This window comes from Micromonospora narathiwatensis (assembly GCF_900089605.1).
In the GTDB taxonomy this organism is placed as follows: domain Bacteria; phylum Actinomycetota; class Actinomycetes; order Mycobacteriales; family Micromonosporaceae; genus Micromonospora; species Micromonospora narathiwatensis.
In genome coordinates this window covers 3,408,222-3,426,282 of record NZ_LT594324.1, presented here as the reverse complement: position 1 = coordinate 3,426,282, position 18,061 = coordinate 3,408,222, and the positions used below count along the sequence as shown (strand labels likewise).

The following is an 18,061-nucleotide window of genomic DNA, read 5'->3' as shown; positions in this document are numbered from 1 at the left end:
GTGGGGGCCGGCCCTTTCGTGTGTCGCTTGTTGGATCAGGCGGAGTAGCCGCGGGTGGCGATCCAGTTGGCGAGGTTGTCGACGCTGATCTGGTAGGAGGCGGTGTTGGGGTTGGCGGAGTCGGCGATGGTGACGGTCTTGCCGTCGTTGTGGTAGCCGACGACGCTGATGTAGTGGCCGCCTTCGAAGGAGTGGGTGTTGCCGTCGGTGTCGGTGGCGGTGCCGGCGATGTTGGCGACTACGGCGCGGCCGTCGTTCACGGCGTGGACGATGTCGGTGCGCAGGGTGTCGGTCTGCTTGGTGTCGGCCTTGTTGTTCTTGATTTCGACCGAGTGGTAGGCGTCCTTGCCGGTTTCCTTGTTCAGGACGGGGGTGATGTCGTTGATGCTGTTGGTGCCGTTCTCGGTGGTGCCCATTTCCTTGGCCATGGCGTCGACGTTGATGTCCTTGCCTTGGACGGAGAGGGCGTTGCGGGTGGCGGCGGGGCCGCAGTAGTAGAAGTTGGGCTGGGCCTCGTAGCGGACGTTGAGTTCGCGCTGGGCGGGCTTGTTGTCGGCGGCGTGGGCGGCGACGGCGGGGCCGGCGATGCCACCGGCGGTGGCGGCGACGCCAGCAGCGGTCAGGACGGTCTTGCGCAGGATGTCGGTACGCATGATGAAGCCTTCCTGTTCGGGGGATACGCGGCAGCCCGCAATGGGGGGTGCGGTGGATGCCGCGAGGGGGGAAGTCTTGAGGTTCGGGGCCCGGCGATCGGGGTGACCTGCTCGGGCGGCCCGGGGATGTAACGACCGGGGGTGGGCGGTGATTCCCACGGCCTCACCGGCTCGGGACTGTCGCGGTCCCGGGTCATCTGAGCGGTGGGCCGGCGGGCATGGTCCCGGGGGTGTAACGACCGGGGGTGGCCGGTCATTCCGACCGGGCTCGGCCGGCCGGGCGGGCTGGCTCTGCCACGCGGTCTGCCATGTTCAACGACCCGGGCCCGGGCATGATTCCGCCCCGGGGGTGGCCCCGGTCACGCGACAGCAGGGCGCAAACCGCCCACCGCCGGAGTCCGGCCACGCCGCCCGAACGCGGGACCGGACATTCCGCCCAAGCAGCGCATGTGACGCCCCGGGAGCGGTGGGGCCGCCACGGTCGCCTGCCAAGGTCCGCACACGTTCGGGGAGGTTGCTGCTACCAGGCGCGCGGAGGCAGCAACCTCCCCGATCCGGCGCGGATCGTGAAGCCCCGCCGGCGGGCGGGCGGATCAGGGGGTGGTCAGCGGGCGGCCAGGAGGTCGAGGACGGCGTCGCGGCCGGCGCGTACCGCGTCCCGGGACTGGTCGGTGTGGTCGAGGGCGTCGAATCCGTGCCGACCATCCGGTACGTCCACCAGGCGCACGGCCGAACCCGGACGGGCCGCGGTGGCGAGGAACTCCTCGGTGGGACCGAGGATCTCCGGCCGGTCCAGCCCGGCACGGGTCAGCACCAGGGGCGGGATCTCGGCGGCGCCCAGCGCCTCGACCGGCCGGAACCGGTCGTCCACCTGCCATCCGGGCAGCGGCGCGAGCAGCGGGTACGTGGCCGCCAGGCCGCGTAGCCAGGACGGCGGCCGGCGCAGCCAGTCGGCCAGCAGCAGCCCGCCGCCGGAGAAGAACCACAGGACCAGCCGGTCGGGGTCCACCCGGGGATCGGCCCGGACCAGATCCACGGCCTGGCTCACCTGCTCGGCCGCGACCGACAGATCGGCCGGGTTGTGCAGGGGATGGGCGGGTACGGCGGCCACCACGCCCTGCTCGGCCAGGAGTGCGCCGTAGCCGCGGTAGAGCAGCCAGTCGCGCGGGTCGGGCGCCTCGGGTGGCAGCGGGACGCCGTGCACCAGCACGACCGCCGGGCGCGGGCCGGCTCCCGCCGGCAGATGCAGGTCCACGTGCCCGTGCCGCTCGACCGGCGCCGACGGCGGGGACAGGACGAAGGGGGACTCCCAGAACGGGCTCACCATCCGCCCATGTTACGTGGTGGCGGCGCGATCCGGTCGGCCGTCCACAGGAGAGAGTCGGTACGGTGTGCCAACATGTTGCGGGTGGAGATCTGGCACAACCCGTCCTGCTCGAAGTGCGCCGGGGCCCGCGCGACGCTGGACGAGGCGCGAGTGCCCTACCGGCTGCGGGCGTACCTGGCGGAGCCGCCGAGCACGGTCGAGCTGACCGACGTGCTGCGCCGGCTGGACGCCCGGGCCTGGGACATCTGCCGTACCGGCGAACCGGCCGCGGCGGCCCTGGGCATGGCGGACTGGCCGCGCGACGACGCGACCGAGCCGCGCTGGATCACCGCGATGGTCGAGCACCCGGAGCTGATTCAGCGTCCGATCCTGCTGCTGGACGACGGCGGCGCGCTGGTCGGTCGTACCCCTGAGGCCCTGGACGAGGCGGTGCGCCGCGCGGACCGGTGAGCCGCGGGCAGGTCAGGGCCGGTCGTCGGTGGGGGCGGCGGGCCCGGTGGCACGGGCGTGCCGCTCGCGCAGGCGGTCCCGGATCTCTTCCGGGGTGTACGCCCGGCGCCGCCGCTCCGCCCGGGCCACCACCACCCCGGTCGCCGCGACGCCGGCGAGGCCGGCCAGCCCGAGTACCTTCCACCACCGCATCCGTCGCCGCATCGGCTTAGGGTAGTCCGTTGTGAGCATCAGCCTGGACGAGGCCGTGGAGCTGACCCGGACCGGAGACGTGTGGGTGTTCCGCGGGCGCAGCGTCCCCGACCGTGCCATCCAGCTCACCACCAACAGCCCGGTCAACCACGTCGGCATGGCGGTGGTGCTCGACGACATGCCGCCGCTGATGTGGCACGCCGAGCTGGGCCGGTCGCTGCCGGACATGTGGACCGGCAGCCATCAGCGCGGCGTGCAGCTGCACGACCTGCGGGACGCGGTCCGCGTCTGGGCCAACCGGTACGGCCAGCGGGCCTGGCTGCGCCAGCTCGAACCGCCGGCCGACACCGCGATGGAGGAGGCGGTGCTGCGGACCGTGGCCCGCCTCGACGGCACCCCGTTCCCGTCCACCGCCCAGCTCGCCTGGCGTTGGGCTCGGGGCCGGGTGCCCGACCCGCGCCGCCGGCCGCCGTCCACACCGGAGGGCGGGGCCGTGCCGGTACGCGATCGGGCGCTGGAGACCGCGTACTGCGCCGAGGTGGTGGCGGTGACCTACGAGGCCATGGGGCTGCTGCCGGCCGGCCGCCGGCCCAACTGGTACGACCCGGGGCGGTTCTGGAGCGGCGACGACCTGGAACTCGTCGGGGGCGCCCAGCTCGGGACGGAGATCGAGGTACGCGTCCCGCCGCGCTGACCGGGTTTGCCGGGGCCACCGCGCGGAAATGGAGAGCCCGTGACGGCTTCCACGGATCTCGACGCGCTGACGGACTTCTTCGACCGCTACGGGGCCGCGCTGACCACCGGCGACGTGCCCGCCATCGCCGGCTGCTACGCCCTGCCCGGGCTGGTGGTGGCTGACACGTACAGCTTCTGTTTCACCTCGCCGGCCGCGGTGGCGCTCAGTTTCGTCGGCGCCGCCCCGGACTACCGGGAGCGGGCCCTGGTCGCGGCCCACGCGCAGATCGAGGACGTGCGGCAGGTCTCGGCGCTGCTCACCGACGTCGCAGTGCGCTGGGAGTTCCTGGACAGCCAGGGCCGGGCGGTGTCGGGCGAGCGGTACCGGTACCTGCTGCGCGCCACCGACGCCGGTCCGACCATCTGCACCGTCATCCGGACCGCCTGACGGATCGGTCACCGTTGCGTGGCCCCGATCCGCCGGGGCGCCGGCACGACCGTGAGTAAAGCGGATCGGCTGACTTTGCGGAGTCATCGCTGGTCGTTACGCTCACCCGGCGGAATCAACAGGGGAGGGTCATGTTCGGCATGCGTCGCGCACGTCCGTCACTCGGCGCCGCTGTCGCCTCCTCGCCGTGGATCGTCGTCTCCATCGGCGTGGTCGTCATGGTGGTGCTGCTGGTCGTCGCGCTCGGCTCGGCACGGGACCGGCGGACGTACGCCGACGGCGCACCACCGGAGCCGGCGATGTCGTTGCCGGAGCTGCCGGCGGCGGCCACCACGTCGTCCGCGCCCAACTCGGCAGCCACGCCGGTGCCGCCCAGGCCGTTGCCCAAGTCGACCGCCGTGCTGCCGAGCCGGCCCACGCCGAGCCCGTCGACCGGCGCCACCGAGGGCAGCCGATCGGCCCCTTCCTCGTCCTCGCCGCCGGCGCCGCTGATCGCCCCGCCCGCGGCGTCGCCGGTCACCGGCCGGTACCGGGTGGTGAACAGCTTCCACGGTGGCTTCATCGGCGAGGTGCTGCTGGTCAACAGCGGTGACCGGCCCAGCGGCTGGACGGTGACGCTGAGTTTCGCGCGGGGACGCCTCTCGTCGTCCTGGGTGGAGGGTGCGGAGCAGGGCACCGCGAGCTTCTCCGACGGGGTCTTCACGTATCGGAGTGGGGTGGACCTGGCGCCGGGGGCGTCGGTGCCGTTGCGGTTCCACTACGAGAAGGCCGGCAGCAGCCGGCCGACGAGTTGCCTGGTCGGCACCACGGAGTGTGCCCGCTCCTGAGGTCCACCCCGGCCCGGGTCCGCGTCGTGGCGGGCCGGGCTCACCATGTCAATTTGCGCAAGCCGGCTGCTTTGTTGCGGCTCGGTTTGCAAACTATTGCAGAATGTTTCGGCAAGGGCTAGCGTGCGGGCGAATCAGCGACCAGAGAAAGGCCGTCGATGAAACCCCCGCCGATATCTGCCAAGGCCCTGCTCGCCCTGATCTCCGCCGTCGTGCTCACCCTGGTCGCCGTGCCCCAGTTGGGTGCCCGGGCCAGCGACCGCACCGCGACCCCGGACGCCCTCGCGGCCGCCGGCGCACCCCAGTGGAGCAGCGAGCCGTCCGCCGAGGCGCTGCTCAAGGCCGGCAGCAACACCGCCCGGGCGGAGCAGTTCTACTTCGTCCTGCCGGACCGCTTCGCCAACGGCGACCAGCGCAACGACACCGGCGGCCTGACCGGCGACCGGCTCACCACCGGCCTGGACCCGACGGACAAGGGCTTCTACCACGGCGGTGACCTCAAGGGACTCATCGACAAGCTGGACTACATCCAGGGCTTGGGCACCACGGCCATCTGGATGGCCCCCGTCTTCAAGAACCGGCCCGTGCAGGGCAGCGGCGCGGACGTCTCCGCCGGCTACCACGGCTACTGGATCACCGACTTCACCCAGGTCGACCCGCACTTCGGCACCAACGAGGAGCTGAAGCGGCTGGTCACCCTCGCCCACCAGCGGGGCATCAAGGTCTACCTCGACATCATCGTCAACCACACCGCGGACGTCATCCGGTACGCCGAGAACAAGTACGGCTACATCGACAAGAAGACCGCGCCGTACCGGGACGCGCAGGGTCGGGCCTTCGACGACCGCAACTACGCCGACGGCAGCCGGACCTTCCCCCAGGTCGACGAGAAGTCGTTCCCGTACACCCCGACCTTCGCCAGCGCGGCCGACGCGAAGGTCAAGGTCCCGGCGTGGCTGAACGACCCGACCATGTACCACAACCGGGGCGACTCCACCTTCGCCGGCGAGAACAGCGAGTACGGCGACTTCTTCGGCCTCGACGACCTGTGGACCGAGCGGCCCGAGGTGGTGCGCGGGATGACCGACATCTACGCGCAGTGGATCACCCGGGCCGGGGTCGACGGGTTCCGCCTCGACACGGTCAAGCACACCAACCTCGACTTCTGGCCGCAGTTCGCCCAGGGCGTCAACGCCGCCGCGCAGCGGGCCGGCAAGAAGGACTTCTTCATGTTCGGCGAGGTCTACAGCGCCGACCAGGAGATCGAGTCGACGTACGTGCGGCAGGGCGGCCTGCCGGCCACCCTGGACTTCTCGTTCCAGGAGGCCGCCCGCGGCTACACCGCCGCCGGCGGTTCGGCCAAGGCGCTCGCCGACGTGTACGCCCGGGACGACCTCTACGCCGCCCGGGACACCAACGCCAACCGGCTCACCACCTTCCTCGGCAACCACGACATGGGCCGGATCGGCTCGTTCATCGCCGCCAACGGCGGGGACGACGCCACCCAGCTGCGCCGCGACCAGCTCGCCCACCAGCTGATGTTCCTCACCCGTGGCCAGCCCGTCGTGTACTCCGGCGACGAGCAGGGCTTCACCGGCCCCGGCGGGGACAAGGACGCCCGGCAGGACATGTTCGCCAGCCGTACGCCGGACTACCTCGACGACGACCTGATCGGCACCACCCGTACCCACGCCAGCGACCAGTACGACACCACCCACCCGCTCTACCGGACCATCGCCGAGCTGGGCCGGCTGCGGCAGGCCCACCCCGCGCTGCGCGACGGCATCCAGGTCACCCGGTACGCGGCCGACGGCCCCGGCGTCTTCGCCTTCTCCCGGATCCTGCCCGCCGACCGCACCGAGTACGTGGTCGCGGTGAACAACGCCGGCACCGCGCAGACTGTCACCGTGGACACCTGGTCGGCCGGTGCCACGTTCACCGGCGTCTACGGCGGTGCCGGCACCTCGAAGGCCGGCGCCGACGGCAGGCTGAGCGTGACGGTTCCGGCGATGTCGGCCGTGGTGCTCCGGGCCGACCGGGCGATCCCGCAGGCCGGCGCCGCCCCGAAGATCACCGTCACCGAGCCCGGCGACACCCCGGTCGCCACCCGGGCCGCCGTCACCGCGCAGGTCACCGGCGACCCCCTCGCGACCGTCACCTTCGCCGCCCGGGTGCCCGGCGGCAAGTGGACCCTGCTGGGCAGCGCGAACCGGGCCCCGTACACCGTCCACCACGACCTGACCGGCCTGCCGGGCGGGACGGAGATCCAGTACAAGGCCGTCGTCCGCGACGGCAAGGGTCGTACCGCCAGCACCCGGGCCACCGGCCTGGTCGGCACCCCGGCGCAGAGCGCGTCGCGGGACTGGGTGGTGGTGCACTACCAGCGCCCGGCCGGCGGGTACGCCGACTGGGGCCTCTACACCTGGGGCGACATCGACCCGGCGTACCAGACCGACTGGCCCAAGGGGCAGCCGTTCGCCGGTGAGGACTCGTACGGCCGGTTCGCCTGGGTCAAGCTGAACCCGGGCGCCAAGTCGGTCGGCTTCCTCGTGGTCGACCGGAACGGCACCAAGGACGTCGAGAACGACCGCACGATCGACGTGACGCAGACCGGCGAGGTCTGGGTCAAGCAGGGCGACCCGACGCTGTACCCGACCCGGCAGGCCGCCACCGGCGAGCCCGACCCGCCGGCCGACCAGAACACCGCGCTCCTGCACTGGCGCAAGGCGGACGGCAACTACGACGGCTGGGGCCTGCACCTGTGGGACGGCGCGGCCAACCCGACCGACTGGGGCAGCCCGCTCAAGCCGGAGAAGGTCGACTCCTTCGGCGCGGTGTTCCGGGTGCCTCTGGCCGCCGGGGCCACCGGGCTGAGCTACATCGTGCACCGCGGCGACGAGAAGGACCACCCGGAGGACCAGCGGCTCGACTTCGCCGCCGCCGGGCGCGAGGTCTGGCTGCTCGCCGGCGTCAAGGGCCGGCTGCTGCCGTCGACCTCCACCGGGGTCGCCAAGGACCTCGACATCACCAAGCAGAAGGCGCAGTGGATCGACCGGTCCACGGTGGCCTGGCGGACCGGGCCGACCGACGGCAGGCGGTACGCCCTGGTGGCCGCCCCGACCGGTGGGCTGAGCGTCACCGACGGCGAGCTGACCGGGTCGTACACGACGCTGCCGCTGCGGGCCGAGCGCAACGGGCTCACCGAGGCCCAGCGGGCGGCCTGGCCGCACCTGTGGGAGTACCAGGCGTTCACCCTCGACCGGGCCGACCTGGCCAAGGTGCCGGCGGCGCTGCGCGGGCAGCTCGTGGTGACCGAGCGCGACGCGCGGGGGCACCTGCTCGGCGCGACCGGGGTGCAGATCCCGGGCGTGCTCGACGACGTCTACCGGGCCGCCACCACCGCCAAGCTCGGGCCGACGTTCGCCGGCAAGGTGCCCACCCTGGCCGTCTGGGCGCCGACCGCCCGCACCGTGTCGCTCCAGCTCTTCGACTCGCCGACGGCGCAGCCGCGGTCCGTGTCGATGAGCCGGGACGACCGCACCGGCGTCTGGTCGGTGCGCGGCTCGAAGGCGTGGACCGGGCAGTACTACCGCTACCAGGTCGAGGCCTGGCAGCCGGCGGCGCAGAAGGTGGTCACCGCGTCGGTGACCGACCCGTACTCGGTGGCGCTCGCGCCGGACTCGACGCACAGCCAGATCGTCGACCTGGACGACCCGGCGCTGGCCCCGGCCGGCTGGGCCAAGCTGCGCAAGCCGGCGGCGGTGTCGTCGTCGCGGGCGCAGATCCAGGAGTTGTCGGTCCGCGACTTCTCCGTCGCCGACGCCACCGTGCCCACCGACCGGCGGGGCACCTACCTCGCCTTCACCGACCCGGGCACGGCCGGCATGAAGCACCTCAAGGCGCTCGGCGACGCGGGGGTCAACTACCTGCACCTGCTGCCGGCGTTCGACTTCGCCACCATCCCCGAGAAGCGGGCCGACCAGCGGCAGCCGGCCTGCGACCTGGCCGCGCTGCCGCCGGACTCCGACGAGCAGCAGAAGTGCGTCGCGGCGGTGGCCGACACCGACGGCTACAACTGGGGGTACGACCCGCTGCACTACACCGTGCCGGAGGGCGGCTACGCCGTCGACCCGACGGGGGCGCGGCGGACCACCGAGTTCCGGCAGATGGTCGCCGGGATCAACCAGGCCGGGCTGCGCGTGGTGATGGACGTCGTCTACAACCACACCTCGGCGGCGGGCACCGACCCGAAGTCGGTGCTCGACCAGGTGGTGCCGGGCTACTACCAGCGGCTGCTGGACGACGGCACGGTCGCCAACTCGACCTGTTGCGCCAACACCGCCCCGGAGCACGCCATGATGGGCAAGCTCGTGGTGGACTCGATGGTCACCTGGGCCCGGCAGTACAAGGTGGACGGCTTCCGGTTCGACCTGATGGGTCACCACCCGAAGGCGAACATCCTGGCCGTACGGGCCGCGCTGGACCGGCTCACCGTGGCGAAGGACGGCGTGGACGGCAAGCGGATCCTGCTCTACGGCGAGGGCTGGGACTTCGGCGAGGTCGCCGGCGACGCCCGGTTCGTGCAGGCCACCCAGGCCAACATGGCGGGCACCGGGATCGGCACGTTCAACGACCGGCTCCGCGACGCGGTGCGCGGCGGCGGGCCGTTCGACGACAACCCGCGGATCCAGGGCTTCGCGTCCGGCCTGTGGAGCGACCCGAACGGTGACCCGGTCAACGGGTCGGCGGCGGAGCAGAAGGCCCGGCTGCTGCACCAGCAGGACCTGATCAAGGTGGGTCTCGCCGGCAACCTGCGCGACTACCGGTTCACCGATTCGTCCGGCCGGCAGGTCACCGGCGCCCAGGTCGACTACAACGGCTCGCCGGCCGGCTACACCGCCGCGCCCGGCGAGGCGGTCACCTACGTCGACGCGCACGACAACGAGATCCTGTACGACGCGCTGGCGTACAAGCTGCCACCGGGGACCTCGGCGACGGATCGGGCCCGGATGCAGGTGCTGGCCCTGGCGGCCACCGCGCTCGGGCAGGGGACCGGGTTCGTGACGGCCGGCTCGGAGCGGCTGCGTTCGAAGTCGCTGGACCGCAACTCGTACAACTCCGGGGACTGGTTCAACCAGATCCGCTGGGACTGCGCCCAGGGCAACGGGTTCGGCGCGGGTCTCCCGCCGGCGGCGGACAACCAGAGCAAGTGGTCGTACGCCAGGCCGCTGCTGGCCGACCCGAAGCTGGTGCCGGACTGCGCGGCGATCAACCTGGCCGACGCCCGGTACGCGGAGCTGCTGAAGGTCCGGCAGTCCTCGCCGGTCTTCGGGCTGACCACGGCCGACCAGGTGCAGCAGCGGGTCGCGTTCCCGCTTTCCGGTGCCCAGGAGACCCCGGGCGTGGTCACCATGACGCTGGACGCCCGCGGCCTGGGTGGGTCGTGGAAGTCGGTCACGGTGGTCTTCAACTCCACCCCGGAGGCGGCGAAGCAGGCGGTGACCGGCCTGCGCGGGGCGGACGTGGCGCTGCACCCGGTGCTGCGTAGCTCGGTCGACCCGGTGCTCCGGACGGCCTCGTTCGACCGGGCGAACGGCACGTTCACCGTGCCGGCACGTAGCGTGGCGGTCTTCGTCCAGAGCTGACCCCGACGACGATCCGGCCCCCTGTCACCTCGGTGACAGGGGGCCGGAGTGCTGCGCGGAGCCGTTTCGCTGACCGTCGGTCAGTTGAAGCAGTCCTTGACGGTGCCGGCGCAGTTGGTCGGGTCGTTGTTGGTGATGGTGGTCTTTTCGTCGATCTTGACCTTGCCCTTGTTGTTGAAGACGCCGCCGGCGACGCGGTGGGTCTTGGACGAGTCGGTGGCGGTGTTCTTGGTGACGCGGGTCTTGGTCAGGGTGACCCGGCCCTCGTTGTTGAAGATGCCGCCGCCGTTGAGGGCGGTGTTGTTCTTGATCTCGGTGTCCCGGACGGTGAGGGTGGCGTTGTCGTCCTTGTTCTTGTCCTTGTCTTCCTCGGATTCGAGGAAGCCTTCCTTGATCTTGACGTCCGGGTTGCCGTTGAAGATGCCGCCGCCGAAGCGTCCGGCGCTGTTGTCGAGGACGGCGCTGTCGGCGATGGTGGCGGTTGCCTCCCGCTCGTTTTCTTCCTTCTGGTCCTTCTGGTCGCCGTACGGGGCTTCCTTCTTCTTCTCCCCGCCGGTGTTGTAGACGCCGCCGCCGTCGCGGTCGGCGTGGTTCTTCTCGACCCAGACCTTCTGGAGGTCGAGGTCGGTGTTGCGGGCGTAGATGCCGCCGCCGTTCTCGCAGGCGGTGTTGTTCTTGATGGAGGTCAGGAAGATCCTGACGAAGCCGCCGGAGCTGAACACGCCGCCGCCGTTCTTGCCGGCGCGGTTGTTCTCGATCTCGGTCTTGCCGATTTCCTTGCCCTCGACGCGGCCGATGATCTCCACGGTGCCGGCCTCGTCGCGGCCCTTGACCCAGACTTCCTTGCCCTTTTCCTTTTCTTCCTTGCCTTCGCCGTTGGCGATGCCGCCGCCGTTCTCGCCGGCGGTGTTGTTGTTGATGCGGGATTCCTTGATCTTGAGGACGCCGATGTTGAAGATGCCGCCGCCGTTGCGGCGGGCGTGGTTGTTCTCGACGCTGCTCTCGTTCAGGTCGACCCGGCCGAAGTTGGCGATGGCGCCGCCGTTGCCCTCGGCGTTGTTGCGGGTCAGTTCCACCTTCTCCAGGTGGGCGCTACCACCCCGCTCGACCAGGAGGGCACCACCATCGGCCTCACCCTCCTTCTTGTTCTCTTCCTTCTTGCCGTCCTTGCCGTCCGACCACGAGGACCCGTCCTGCGCGTTCGGCGCCATCGGCGGCGCCCCGTACTTGAACTCGGCGGCGTTGCCGTCCTTGACGGTGAGGTCCTTCAGGGTCAGGTCGCCGCCGTCGGCGACCCGGAACAGCCGGAAGGCGTCCTCGGAGTCCCGCTTGATCGTGGCGTCGTTGCCCTTGATCGTGATCTCCTGCCGGATCGTCGGCAGGGCCGTGCCGGTCTTCTTGTCGGCGAAGGACAACTTGTAGACGCAGTGCGGGGCCAGCTTCAACGTGCCACCGTGGTCCCGGTTGGCCAGATCGATGGCCTCGATCAGCTTGTCGTCGTTGCAGGGAACCTCCCGCACCCGCCCGTGCTCGTCCCGCTCCTCACCGCGCTTGTCCCGGTCCTCGCCGCGCTTGTCCCGGTCCTTGCCGTCGCGGCTCTCCTCGTCCCGCCGGTTGTTCTCGTCGCCCTTGGCGCCGTCGTCGCTGAGCTGCTGGGCGGTCGACCACTTCACGTCGGCGAGCCGGTGGGGACCCACGGCGCCGGTGGTCGCGTACGCCACTCCCGCGAGGCTGACCGCTCCCGTCAGGCCCACGACGCCAGTGGCGAGCCAGACCCGGCGACGACGGATCGGGGAGGTCGTCTGGCGGCCGGCGTCATCGTTATTGCGAAGGTAGTTGGACATCGGAGCTCTCTGCCCTCTCCTTGTATCCGACAAGGTCGCTTCGCCACGGCGAGGCGGCCTTCGCTACAAATCGGTTGTAGCTGCTGAAGACCACCGTATGAGAACCTTCTTCACTTGGCGGGCGTATACGAAAAAAACCCGCATTGGGTGCGGGCGGCGCGGCGGGCGGCACGACGGACCGCGATGCAGGAGCGTCTCGCGGGCGGCGAAGAGCGTGGCGGAGGGCGGAAAGCGGGCGGCGGGGCCCGACCGCCCCGCACCGGCGGTGCCCGCGACGAACCACCCGGTCGCGACGTGCGGGGAAGGGGAGTCCCTTTCCGCCGCTCGGCGGCGGAAAGGGACTCCCGCAGTTATGTGGTGGTTCAGTTGAAGCAGTCCTTGACGGTGCCGGCGCAGTTGGTCGGGTCGTTGTTGGTGATGGTGGTCTTTTCGTCGATCTTGACCTTGCCCTTGTTGTTGAAGACGCCGCCGGCGACGCGGTGGGTCTTGGACGAGTCGGTGGCGGTGTTCTTGGTGACGCGGGTCTTGGTCAGGGTGACCCGGCCCTCGTTGTTGAAGATGCCGCCGCCGTTGAGGGCGGTGTTGTTCTTGATCTCGGTGTCCCGGACGGTGAGGGTGGCGTTGTCGTCCTTGTTCTTGTCCTTGTCTTCCTCGGATTCGAGGAAGCCTTCCTTGATCTTGACGTCCGGGTTGCCGTTGAAGATGCCGCCGCCGAAGCGTCCGGCGCTGTTGTCGAGGACGGCGCTGTCGGCGATGGTGGCGGTTGCCTCCCGCTCGTTTTCTTCCTTCTGGTCCTTCTGGTCGCCGTACGGGGCTTCCTTCTTCTTCTCCCCGCCGGTGTTGTAGACGCCGCCGCCGTCGCGGTCGGCGTGGTTCTTCTCGACCCAGACCTTCTGGAGGTCGAGGTCGGTGTTGCGGGCGTAGATGCCGCCGCCGTTCTCGCAGGCGGTGTTGTTCTTGATGGAGGTCAGGAAGATCCTGACGAAGCCGCCGGAGCTGAACACGCCGCCGCCGTTCTTGCCGGCGCGGTTGTTCTCGATCTCGGTCTTGCCGATTTCCTTGCCCTCGACGCGGCCGATGATCTCCACGGTGCCGGCCTCGTCGCGGCCCTTGACCCAGACTTCCTTGCCCTTTTCCTTTTCTTCCTTGCCTTCGCCGTTGGCGATGCCGCCGCCGTTCTCGCCGGCGGTGTTGTTGTTGATGCGGGATTCCTTGATCTTGAGGACGCCGATGTTGAAGATGCCGCCGCCGTTGCGGCGGGCGTGGTTGTTCTCGACGCTGCTCTCGTTCAGGTCGACCCGGCCGAAGTTGGCGATGGCGCCGCCGTTGCCCTCGGCGTTGTTGCGGGTCAGTTCCACCTTCTCCAGGTGGGCGCTACCACCCCGCTCGACCAGGAGGGCACCACCATCGGCCTCACCCTCCTTCTTGTTCTTGTCCTGGGACGGGATCGAGGGTGCGGCCTGCGGTTCGGATCCCGGCTGCGGGATGGACGGCGCGGAGCCGTACTTGAACTCGGCGGCGTTGCCGTCCTTGACGGTGAGGTCCTTCAGGGTCAGGTCACCGCCGTCGGCGACCCGGAACAGCCGGAAGGCGTCCTCGGAGTCCCGCTTGATCGTGGCGTCGTTGCCCTTGATCGTGATCTCCTGCCGGATCGTCGGCAGGGCCGTGCCGGTCTTCTTGTCGGCGAAGGACAACTTGTAGACGCAGTGCGGGGCCAGCTTCAACGTGCCACCGTGGTCCCGGTTGGCCAGATCGATGGCCTCGATCAGCTTGTCGTCGTTGCAGGGAACCTCCCGCACCCGCCCGTGCTCGTCCCGCTCCTCACCGCGCTTGTCCCGGTCCTTGCCGTCGCGACCCTCCTCATCCCGCCGGTTCTCCTCGGCGTGCTGGTTGTCGCCGTCCTTGCCCGTGTCGCTCGCGTTCTGCGGCGCCGCCGCGTGGTTCTCCGCGACGCGCTGCGCGTCGCCGGACTTGTCGTCACGAGCGGCGAGGCCACCGAGCGCCGCCAGACCGACGACGCCGGTCAGCCCGGCCACGCCGGTGGCGACCCAGAGCGCCCGCCGCCTGCTCGTCGGCGGGGTCATCGGGGCCCCGCCGTCGGAAGTGGTTACGTCGTTGGACATCAGAGCCTTCCGCCCTTTCAGCTACCCAAAGGGGTCGCACCGCCCCTGGCGGGGCGACCAGCTACAAACCGGTTGTAGCCTCTGATGCACACCGTATGAGAAGGATCCTCACGAGGCGGACGTATCTGAAAAAACCCCACATTCGCCTCATGGTAGGCGTGTGACGACCTTCGGAGCGCGCGGTGACGAGGGTGCCGAGCAGCACAAACAGTGGCGAGCCCCACCACCGGCGGCAGAACGACGGAAACGTCGCAGCCGCCGGCGGTGGGGCCCGCCGTCGGGTCGTACGGCCTAGATCAGCCGGGGAGGCGTGGGCCGGCCTCGCGCTGCTCGGCCAGCCACGTCTCCACCTCGTCCGAGCGGCGCGGCAGCCCGGCCGAGAGGTTCACCGCGCCGTCGGCGGTGACCAGGATGTCGTCCTCGATCCGGACGCCGATGCCGCGCAGCTCCTCCGGGACCAGCTCGTCCTCCGGCTGGAAGTACAGCCCCGGCTCGACGGTGAGCACGTAGCCCTCGCCGAGCGGCCCGTCCCGGTAGGTCTCCTTGCGGGCGTTGGCGCAGTCGTGCACGTCGATGCCGAGCATGTGGCTCGTGCCGTGCAGCGTCCAGCGGCGGTAGACGGTCGAGGACGGGTCCATCGCCTCGTCGACGCTGACCGGCAGCAGGTCGAGGTCCTTGAGCGCCTGGGCGAGGACCCGCATCGCGGTGAGGTGCACCTCCCGGAACGCCACGCCCGGCTTGATCACGTCGATGCCGGCCTGCTGGGCGGCGTAGACGGCGTCGTACACCTGGCGCTGCAGCGGGGTGAACCGGCCGTTGACCGGCAGCACCCGGGTGACGTCCGCGGTGTAGAGGTTGCGGTTCTCCACGCCCATGTCCATCAGCAGCAGCTCACCGGGGCGGGTGGCGCCGTGGTTGTGCACCCAGTGCAGGATCGTGGCGTGCTCGCCGGCGCCGACGATCGAGCCGTACCCGACGTCGTTGCCGTCGTGCCGGGCGCGCAGCGCGAAGATGCCCTCCAGCAGCCGTTCCGAGACGCCGCGGTCGGCCGGCAGCGCCCGGGCCACGTCCTCGAAGCCGCGTACGGTGGCGTCGCACGCCTCCTGGAGCTGCGCGATCTCCCACTCGTCCTTGACCAGCTTCAGCTCCGAGACGGCGACCGCCAGCTCCCGGTCCCGACCCGGCTGCCCGTCGACGCGGGCGCCGTCGTACGGCCGCACCGCCGCGTCCACCCGGGCGTCGAAGCCGCGCAGCACCCGCGTACGCCCAGGTGCCAGGTCGGCCAGGGCCGCGTCCAGTTCGGTCAGGTCGGCGGTGGGCAGACCCAGCTCGGTCGACCGTTCGCGCAGCGTGGGCCGCCGGCCCACCCACAGCTCGCCGTTGCGGCTGCGGAAGAACTCGTCGGTCTCCCGGGACGACCGGGGCCGCATGTAGAGCATGGCGTCGCCGTTCGGGCGCAACACCAGCACGCTGTCCGGTTCGAGGTCACCGGTCAGGTACGCGAAGTCGCTGCCCGCCCGGAACGGGTGGTCGGTGTCGTTGGCGCGTACCTTCTCGTTGCCGGTCGGGATGACCAGCGTCTCCCCGGGGAAGGCCGCGGCGAGCGCGGCGCGGCGCTTGGCGTGGTTGGGCACCTCCGGGCGGGGCCCCACCGGCAGTTCGGTGTCCCGCCAGCCCTGCCGCATGAACGTCAGGAACGCCTCCGGAAAGTCCGGGTCGTGCGACTCGGTGCCGTCCGCCGGCTTGCCCTGCTGCGTCCGCTCCTCGGCCATGATCCGCCCTCCCTGAGCCTCGTCGCTGGTCCAGACGGTACCGCGCGCACGGGAGCGGGGAGAGCCTGCGGTGCCGCGACGGCTGCTCCGACCGCGTGGAAAGATGGCCATCATGTGCGGACTCCTGGCTTTTTTCAGCGCGCGCGGTGACGCCGCCGCCCACCGCGACCACATCGCAAGAGCACTGGAGTGCCTGCACCACCGCGGCCCGGACGAGACCGGGGTCGAGGTGGTCGGCGACGCCACCGGGCAGTACGCGGACGGGGTGTTCGCGCACAAACGGCTGGCGATCATCGACGTGGCGCTCAGCCACGAGCCGTTGCCCTACGCGAACGGCCGCTACCTGCTCACCTTCAACGGCGAGATCTACAACTACATCGAGCTGCGGGACGAGCTGATCCGGGACTTCGGCGCCCAGTTCGCCACGAACGGGGACGGCGAGGTGATCGTCGCCGGCTACCACTACTGGGGTGAGCAGGTGCTCACCAAGCTGCGCGGCATGTTCGCCTTCGTGATCTGGGACCGGCAGGAGCGGCGGGCCTTCGGCGCCCGCGACTACTTCGGCATCAAGCCGCTGCACTACCTGCAGACGTCGGACGGGCTCTACCTCGCCTCGGAGAAGAAGGCGCTGCTGCCGTTCGCGCAGTCGGCCCATCAGGGCGACGCCGGGATCGACACGGCCAACCTGAGCCACTACCTGACCCTGCAGTACGTCCCGGAGCCGGGCACCCTGCACCGGGGGATCAGCCGGATCGGGTCGGGGGAGTACCTGACCTGGACCCCGGGCGGCCGGATCGAGGTGCGCCGGTGGTACCGCCCGGTGTTCCATCCGGCGCCGGTGGCCGACGAGCAGAAGCTCTACCACGAGATCCGGGAGACGCTGCGGGAGAGCGTCCGGATGCACATGCGCTCGGACGTGCCGGTCGGCTCGTTCCTGTCCAGCGGCATCGACTCCACCGCGGTGGTCGCGCTGGCCCGGGAGTTCAACCCGAACATCCTCACCTTCACCGTCGGGTACGACGTGCCCGGCTACTCGGAGATCGACGTCGCCCAGGACTCGGCCCGGCACCTCGACGTGACCACCATCCCGACGAAGATCGGGCCGCAGGACATGATGGAGGCGCTGCCGAAGATCGTCTGGCACCTGGACGACCCGGTCGCCGACCCGGCCCTGGTCCCGCTCTACTTCGTCGCGAAGAAGGCCGCCGAGCACGTCACCGTGGTGCTCTCCGGCGAGGGCGCGGACGAGTTCTTCGGCGGCTACACGATCTACCGGGAGCCGCTGTCGCTCAGCTCGGTCAACGGCCTGCCCGGCGGCGTGCAGAAGGGCCTGCGGGCGGTGTCGAAGGCCATCCCGCAGGGGGTCAAGGGCAAGAGCTTCCTGGAGCGCGGCACCACCCCGATCGAGCAGCGCTACTACGGCAACGCCCGGATGTTCACCGAGGAGGAGAAGCAGCACCTGCTGCGCCGCTACGACCCCTCGGTGCGCTACACCGACGTCACCGCGCCGATCTACGCCGAGTGCATCGAGCTGGACGACGTCACCAAGATGCAGTACATCGACCTCTACACCTGGCTGCGCGGCGACATCCTGGTCAAGGCCGACCGGATCTCGATGGCGCACTCGCTGGAGGTGCGGGTGCCGTTCCTGGACCGGGAGGTGTTCAACGTGGCGGCCGGCATCCCGGTCGACCTGAAGCTGCCGCCGCGCTCCGAGGCCACCAAGTACGCCATGCGCCAGGCGTTGCAGGGCGTCGTGCCGCCGGCCATCGTCAACCGCAAGAAGCTCGGCTTCCCCACCCCGACCCGGGTCTGGCTGCGCGGCGAGATGTACGAGTGGGCCCGGCACGTGCTGGCCACCTCCGGCGCCGGCGACCTGATCGACCTGTCGTACGCGATGCGGCTGCTCGACGAGCACAAGCGGGAGGAAGCGGATCACTCCCGCAAGGTGTGGACCGTGCTGATCTTCTGCATCTGGCACGCCATCTTCGTGGCCAAGACCCTCGATCCGGGCATCCAGCGCAACCAGTCGGCCCTGCTGACCAAGCCCGTCGTGGGCAGCATGGTCCGCTGATCCGAGAGTGAAAGCGGGCCCCCGGTCGTAC

Annotated in this window: 13 protein-coding genes; 6 read left to right on the top strand and 7 right to left on the bottom strand. The window is 70.5% G+C overall.

All coding sequences use genetic code 11. The features are described 5' to 3' along the window. Positions 1–35: 35 nt before the first annotated feature. On the bottom strand, positions 36–653 hold the full coding sequence (locus GA0070621_RS14465) for a C39 family peptidase (protein ID WP_091195721.1): 618 nt from the start codon (positions 651–653) through the stop codon (positions 36–38). A 604-nt stretch (positions 654–1,257) separates the two neighbouring features. Continuing rightward, a complete protein-coding gene (locus GA0070621_RS31115) occupies positions 1,258–1,980 on the bottom strand; it encodes a dienelactone hydrolase family protein (RefSeq protein WP_091195718.1) in 723 nt (240 codons plus the stop codon). Positions 1,981–2,052: 72 nt separating this feature from the next. Between GA0070621_RS31115 and GA0070621_RS14455 the strand changes: the two genes are divergently transcribed. Next, the gene (locus GA0070621_RS14455) at positions 2,053–2,430 is read left to right on the top strand and encodes an ArsC/Spx/MgsR family protein (protein WP_231920961.1); all 378 of its coding nucleotides are present in this window, start codon (positions 2,053–2,055) and stop codon (positions 2,428–2,430) included. Between the two features lie 12 nt (positions 2,431–2,442). Here GA0070621_RS14455 and GA0070621_RS14450 read toward each other — a convergent pair whose 3' ends face one another. Beyond that, complete coding sequence (locus GA0070621_RS14450) at positions 2,443–2,634, bottom strand: hypothetical protein (protein WP_091195716.1); 192 nt, start codon at positions 2,632–2,634, stop codon at positions 2,443–2,445. A gap of 19 nt (positions 2,635–2,653) precedes the next feature. Here GA0070621_RS14450 and GA0070621_RS14445 point away from each other — a divergent pair, with 19 nt between their 5' ends. Then, positions 2,654–3,316 (top strand): hypothetical protein, encoded by a 663-nt coding sequence (locus GA0070621_RS14445; protein WP_091195713.1) that lies wholly within the window; start codon positions 2,654–2,656, stop codon positions 3,314–3,316. A 39-nt stretch (positions 3,317–3,355) separates the two neighbouring features. Continuing rightward, complete coding sequence (locus GA0070621_RS14440) at positions 3,356–3,745, top strand: hypothetical protein (protein WP_091195711.1); 390 nt, start codon at positions 3,356–3,358, stop codon at positions 3,743–3,745. 115 nt (positions 3,746–3,860) lie between these two features. Here GA0070621_RS14440 and GA0070621_RS30875 read toward each other — a convergent pair whose 3' ends face one another. Further along, positions 3,861–4,307: a hypothetical protein gene (locus tag GA0070621_RS30875; RefSeq protein WP_167666911.1), complete on the bottom strand. Its 447-nt coding sequence runs from the start codon at positions 4,305–4,307 to the stop codon at positions 3,861–3,863. On the opposite strand from GA0070621_RS30875, the gene GA0070621_RS30870 reads away from it, so the two are divergent. Both GA0070621_RS30870 and pulA read left to right on the top strand, forming a co-directional pair. Next, a complete protein-coding gene (locus tag GA0070621_RS30870; RefSeq protein ID WP_167666910.1) occupies positions 4,282–4,572 on the top strand; it encodes a cellulose binding domain-containing protein in 291 nt (96 codons plus the stop codon). The two genes, GA0070621_RS30875 and GA0070621_RS30870, sit on opposite strands and share 26 nt — an antisense overlap. Before the next feature lie 158 nt (positions 4,573–4,730). Beyond that, positions 4,731–10,217, top strand: a complete 5,487-nt coding sequence (pulA, locus tag GA0070621_RS14430; RefSeq protein ID WP_091195705.1) for a pullulanase-type alpha-1,6-glucosidase — start codon at positions 4,731–4,733, stop codon at positions 10,215–10,217. Between the two features lie 80 nt (positions 10,218–10,297). On the opposite strand, the gene GA0070621_RS14425 is transcribed toward pulA, so the two are convergent. The 3 genes from GA0070621_RS14425 to GA0070621_RS14415 form a co-directional block, all read right to left on the bottom strand. Continuing rightward, on the bottom strand, positions 10,298–11,971 hold the full coding sequence (locus GA0070621_RS14425; protein ID WP_167666909.1) for a hypothetical protein: 1,674 nt from the start codon (positions 11,969–11,971) through the stop codon (positions 10,298–10,300). 452 nt (positions 11,972–12,423) lie between these two features. Beyond that, positions 12,424–14,184: a hypothetical protein gene (locus tag GA0070621_RS14420; protein ID WP_091195698.1), complete on the bottom strand. Its 1,761-nt coding sequence runs from the start codon at positions 14,182–14,184 to the stop codon at positions 12,424–12,426. 296 nt (positions 14,185–14,480) lie between these two features. Continuing rightward, entirely contained in the window at positions 14,481–15,956 is a 1,476-nt protein-coding gene (locus GA0070621_RS14415; protein ID WP_091195696.1) for an aminopeptidase P family protein, read from the bottom strand. A gap of 112 nt (positions 15,957–16,068) precedes the next feature. On the opposite strand from GA0070621_RS14415, the gene asnB reads away from it, so the two are divergent. Continuing rightward, complete coding sequence (asnB, locus tag GA0070621_RS14410) at positions 16,069–18,030, top strand: asparagine synthase (glutamine-hydrolyzing) (RefSeq protein WP_091202412.1); 1,962 nt, start codon at positions 16,069–16,071, stop codon at positions 18,028–18,030. Positions 18,031–18,061: the final 31 nt, after the last annotated feature.

What these genes read in the sequence shown, in the direction of transcription:
- GA0070621_RS14465 (WP_091195721.1), bottom strand. Translation starts at nt 653, where the DNA reads ATGCGTACCGACATCCTGCGCAAGACCGTCCTGACCGCTGCTGGCGTC.
- GA0070621_RS31115 (WP_091195718.1), bottom strand. Translation starts at nt 1,980, where the DNA reads ATGGTGAGCCCGTTCTGGGAGTCCCCCTTCGTCCTGTCCCCGCCGTCG.
- GA0070621_RS14455 (WP_231920961.1), top strand. Translation starts at nt 2,053, where the DNA reads ATGTTGCGGGTGGAGATCTGGCACAACCCGTCCTGCTCGAAGTGCGCC.
- GA0070621_RS14450 (WP_091195716.1), bottom strand. Translation starts at nt 2,634, where the DNA reads ATGCGGCGACGGATGCGGTGGTGGAAGGTACTCGGGCTGGCCGGCCTC.
- GA0070621_RS30875 (WP_167666911.1), bottom strand. Translation starts at nt 4,307, where the DNA reads ATGAAGCCACCGTGGAAGCTGTTCACCACCCGGTACCGGCCGGTGACC.
- pulA (WP_091195705.1), top strand. Translation starts at nt 4,731, where the DNA reads ATGAAACCCCCGCCGATATCTGCCAAGGCCCTGCTCGCCCTGATCTCC.
- GA0070621_RS14420 (WP_091195698.1), bottom strand. Translation starts at nt 14,184, where the DNA reads ATGTCCAACGACGTAACCACTTCCGACGGCGGGGCCCCGATGACCCCG.
- GA0070621_RS14415 (WP_091195696.1), bottom strand. Translation starts at nt 15,956, where the DNA reads ATGGCCGAGGAGCGGACGCAGCAGGGCAAGCCGGCGGACGGCACCGAG.
- asnB (WP_091202412.1), top strand. Translation starts at nt 16,069, where the DNA reads ATGTGCGGACTCCTGGCTTTTTTCAGCGCGCGCGGTGACGCCGCCGCC.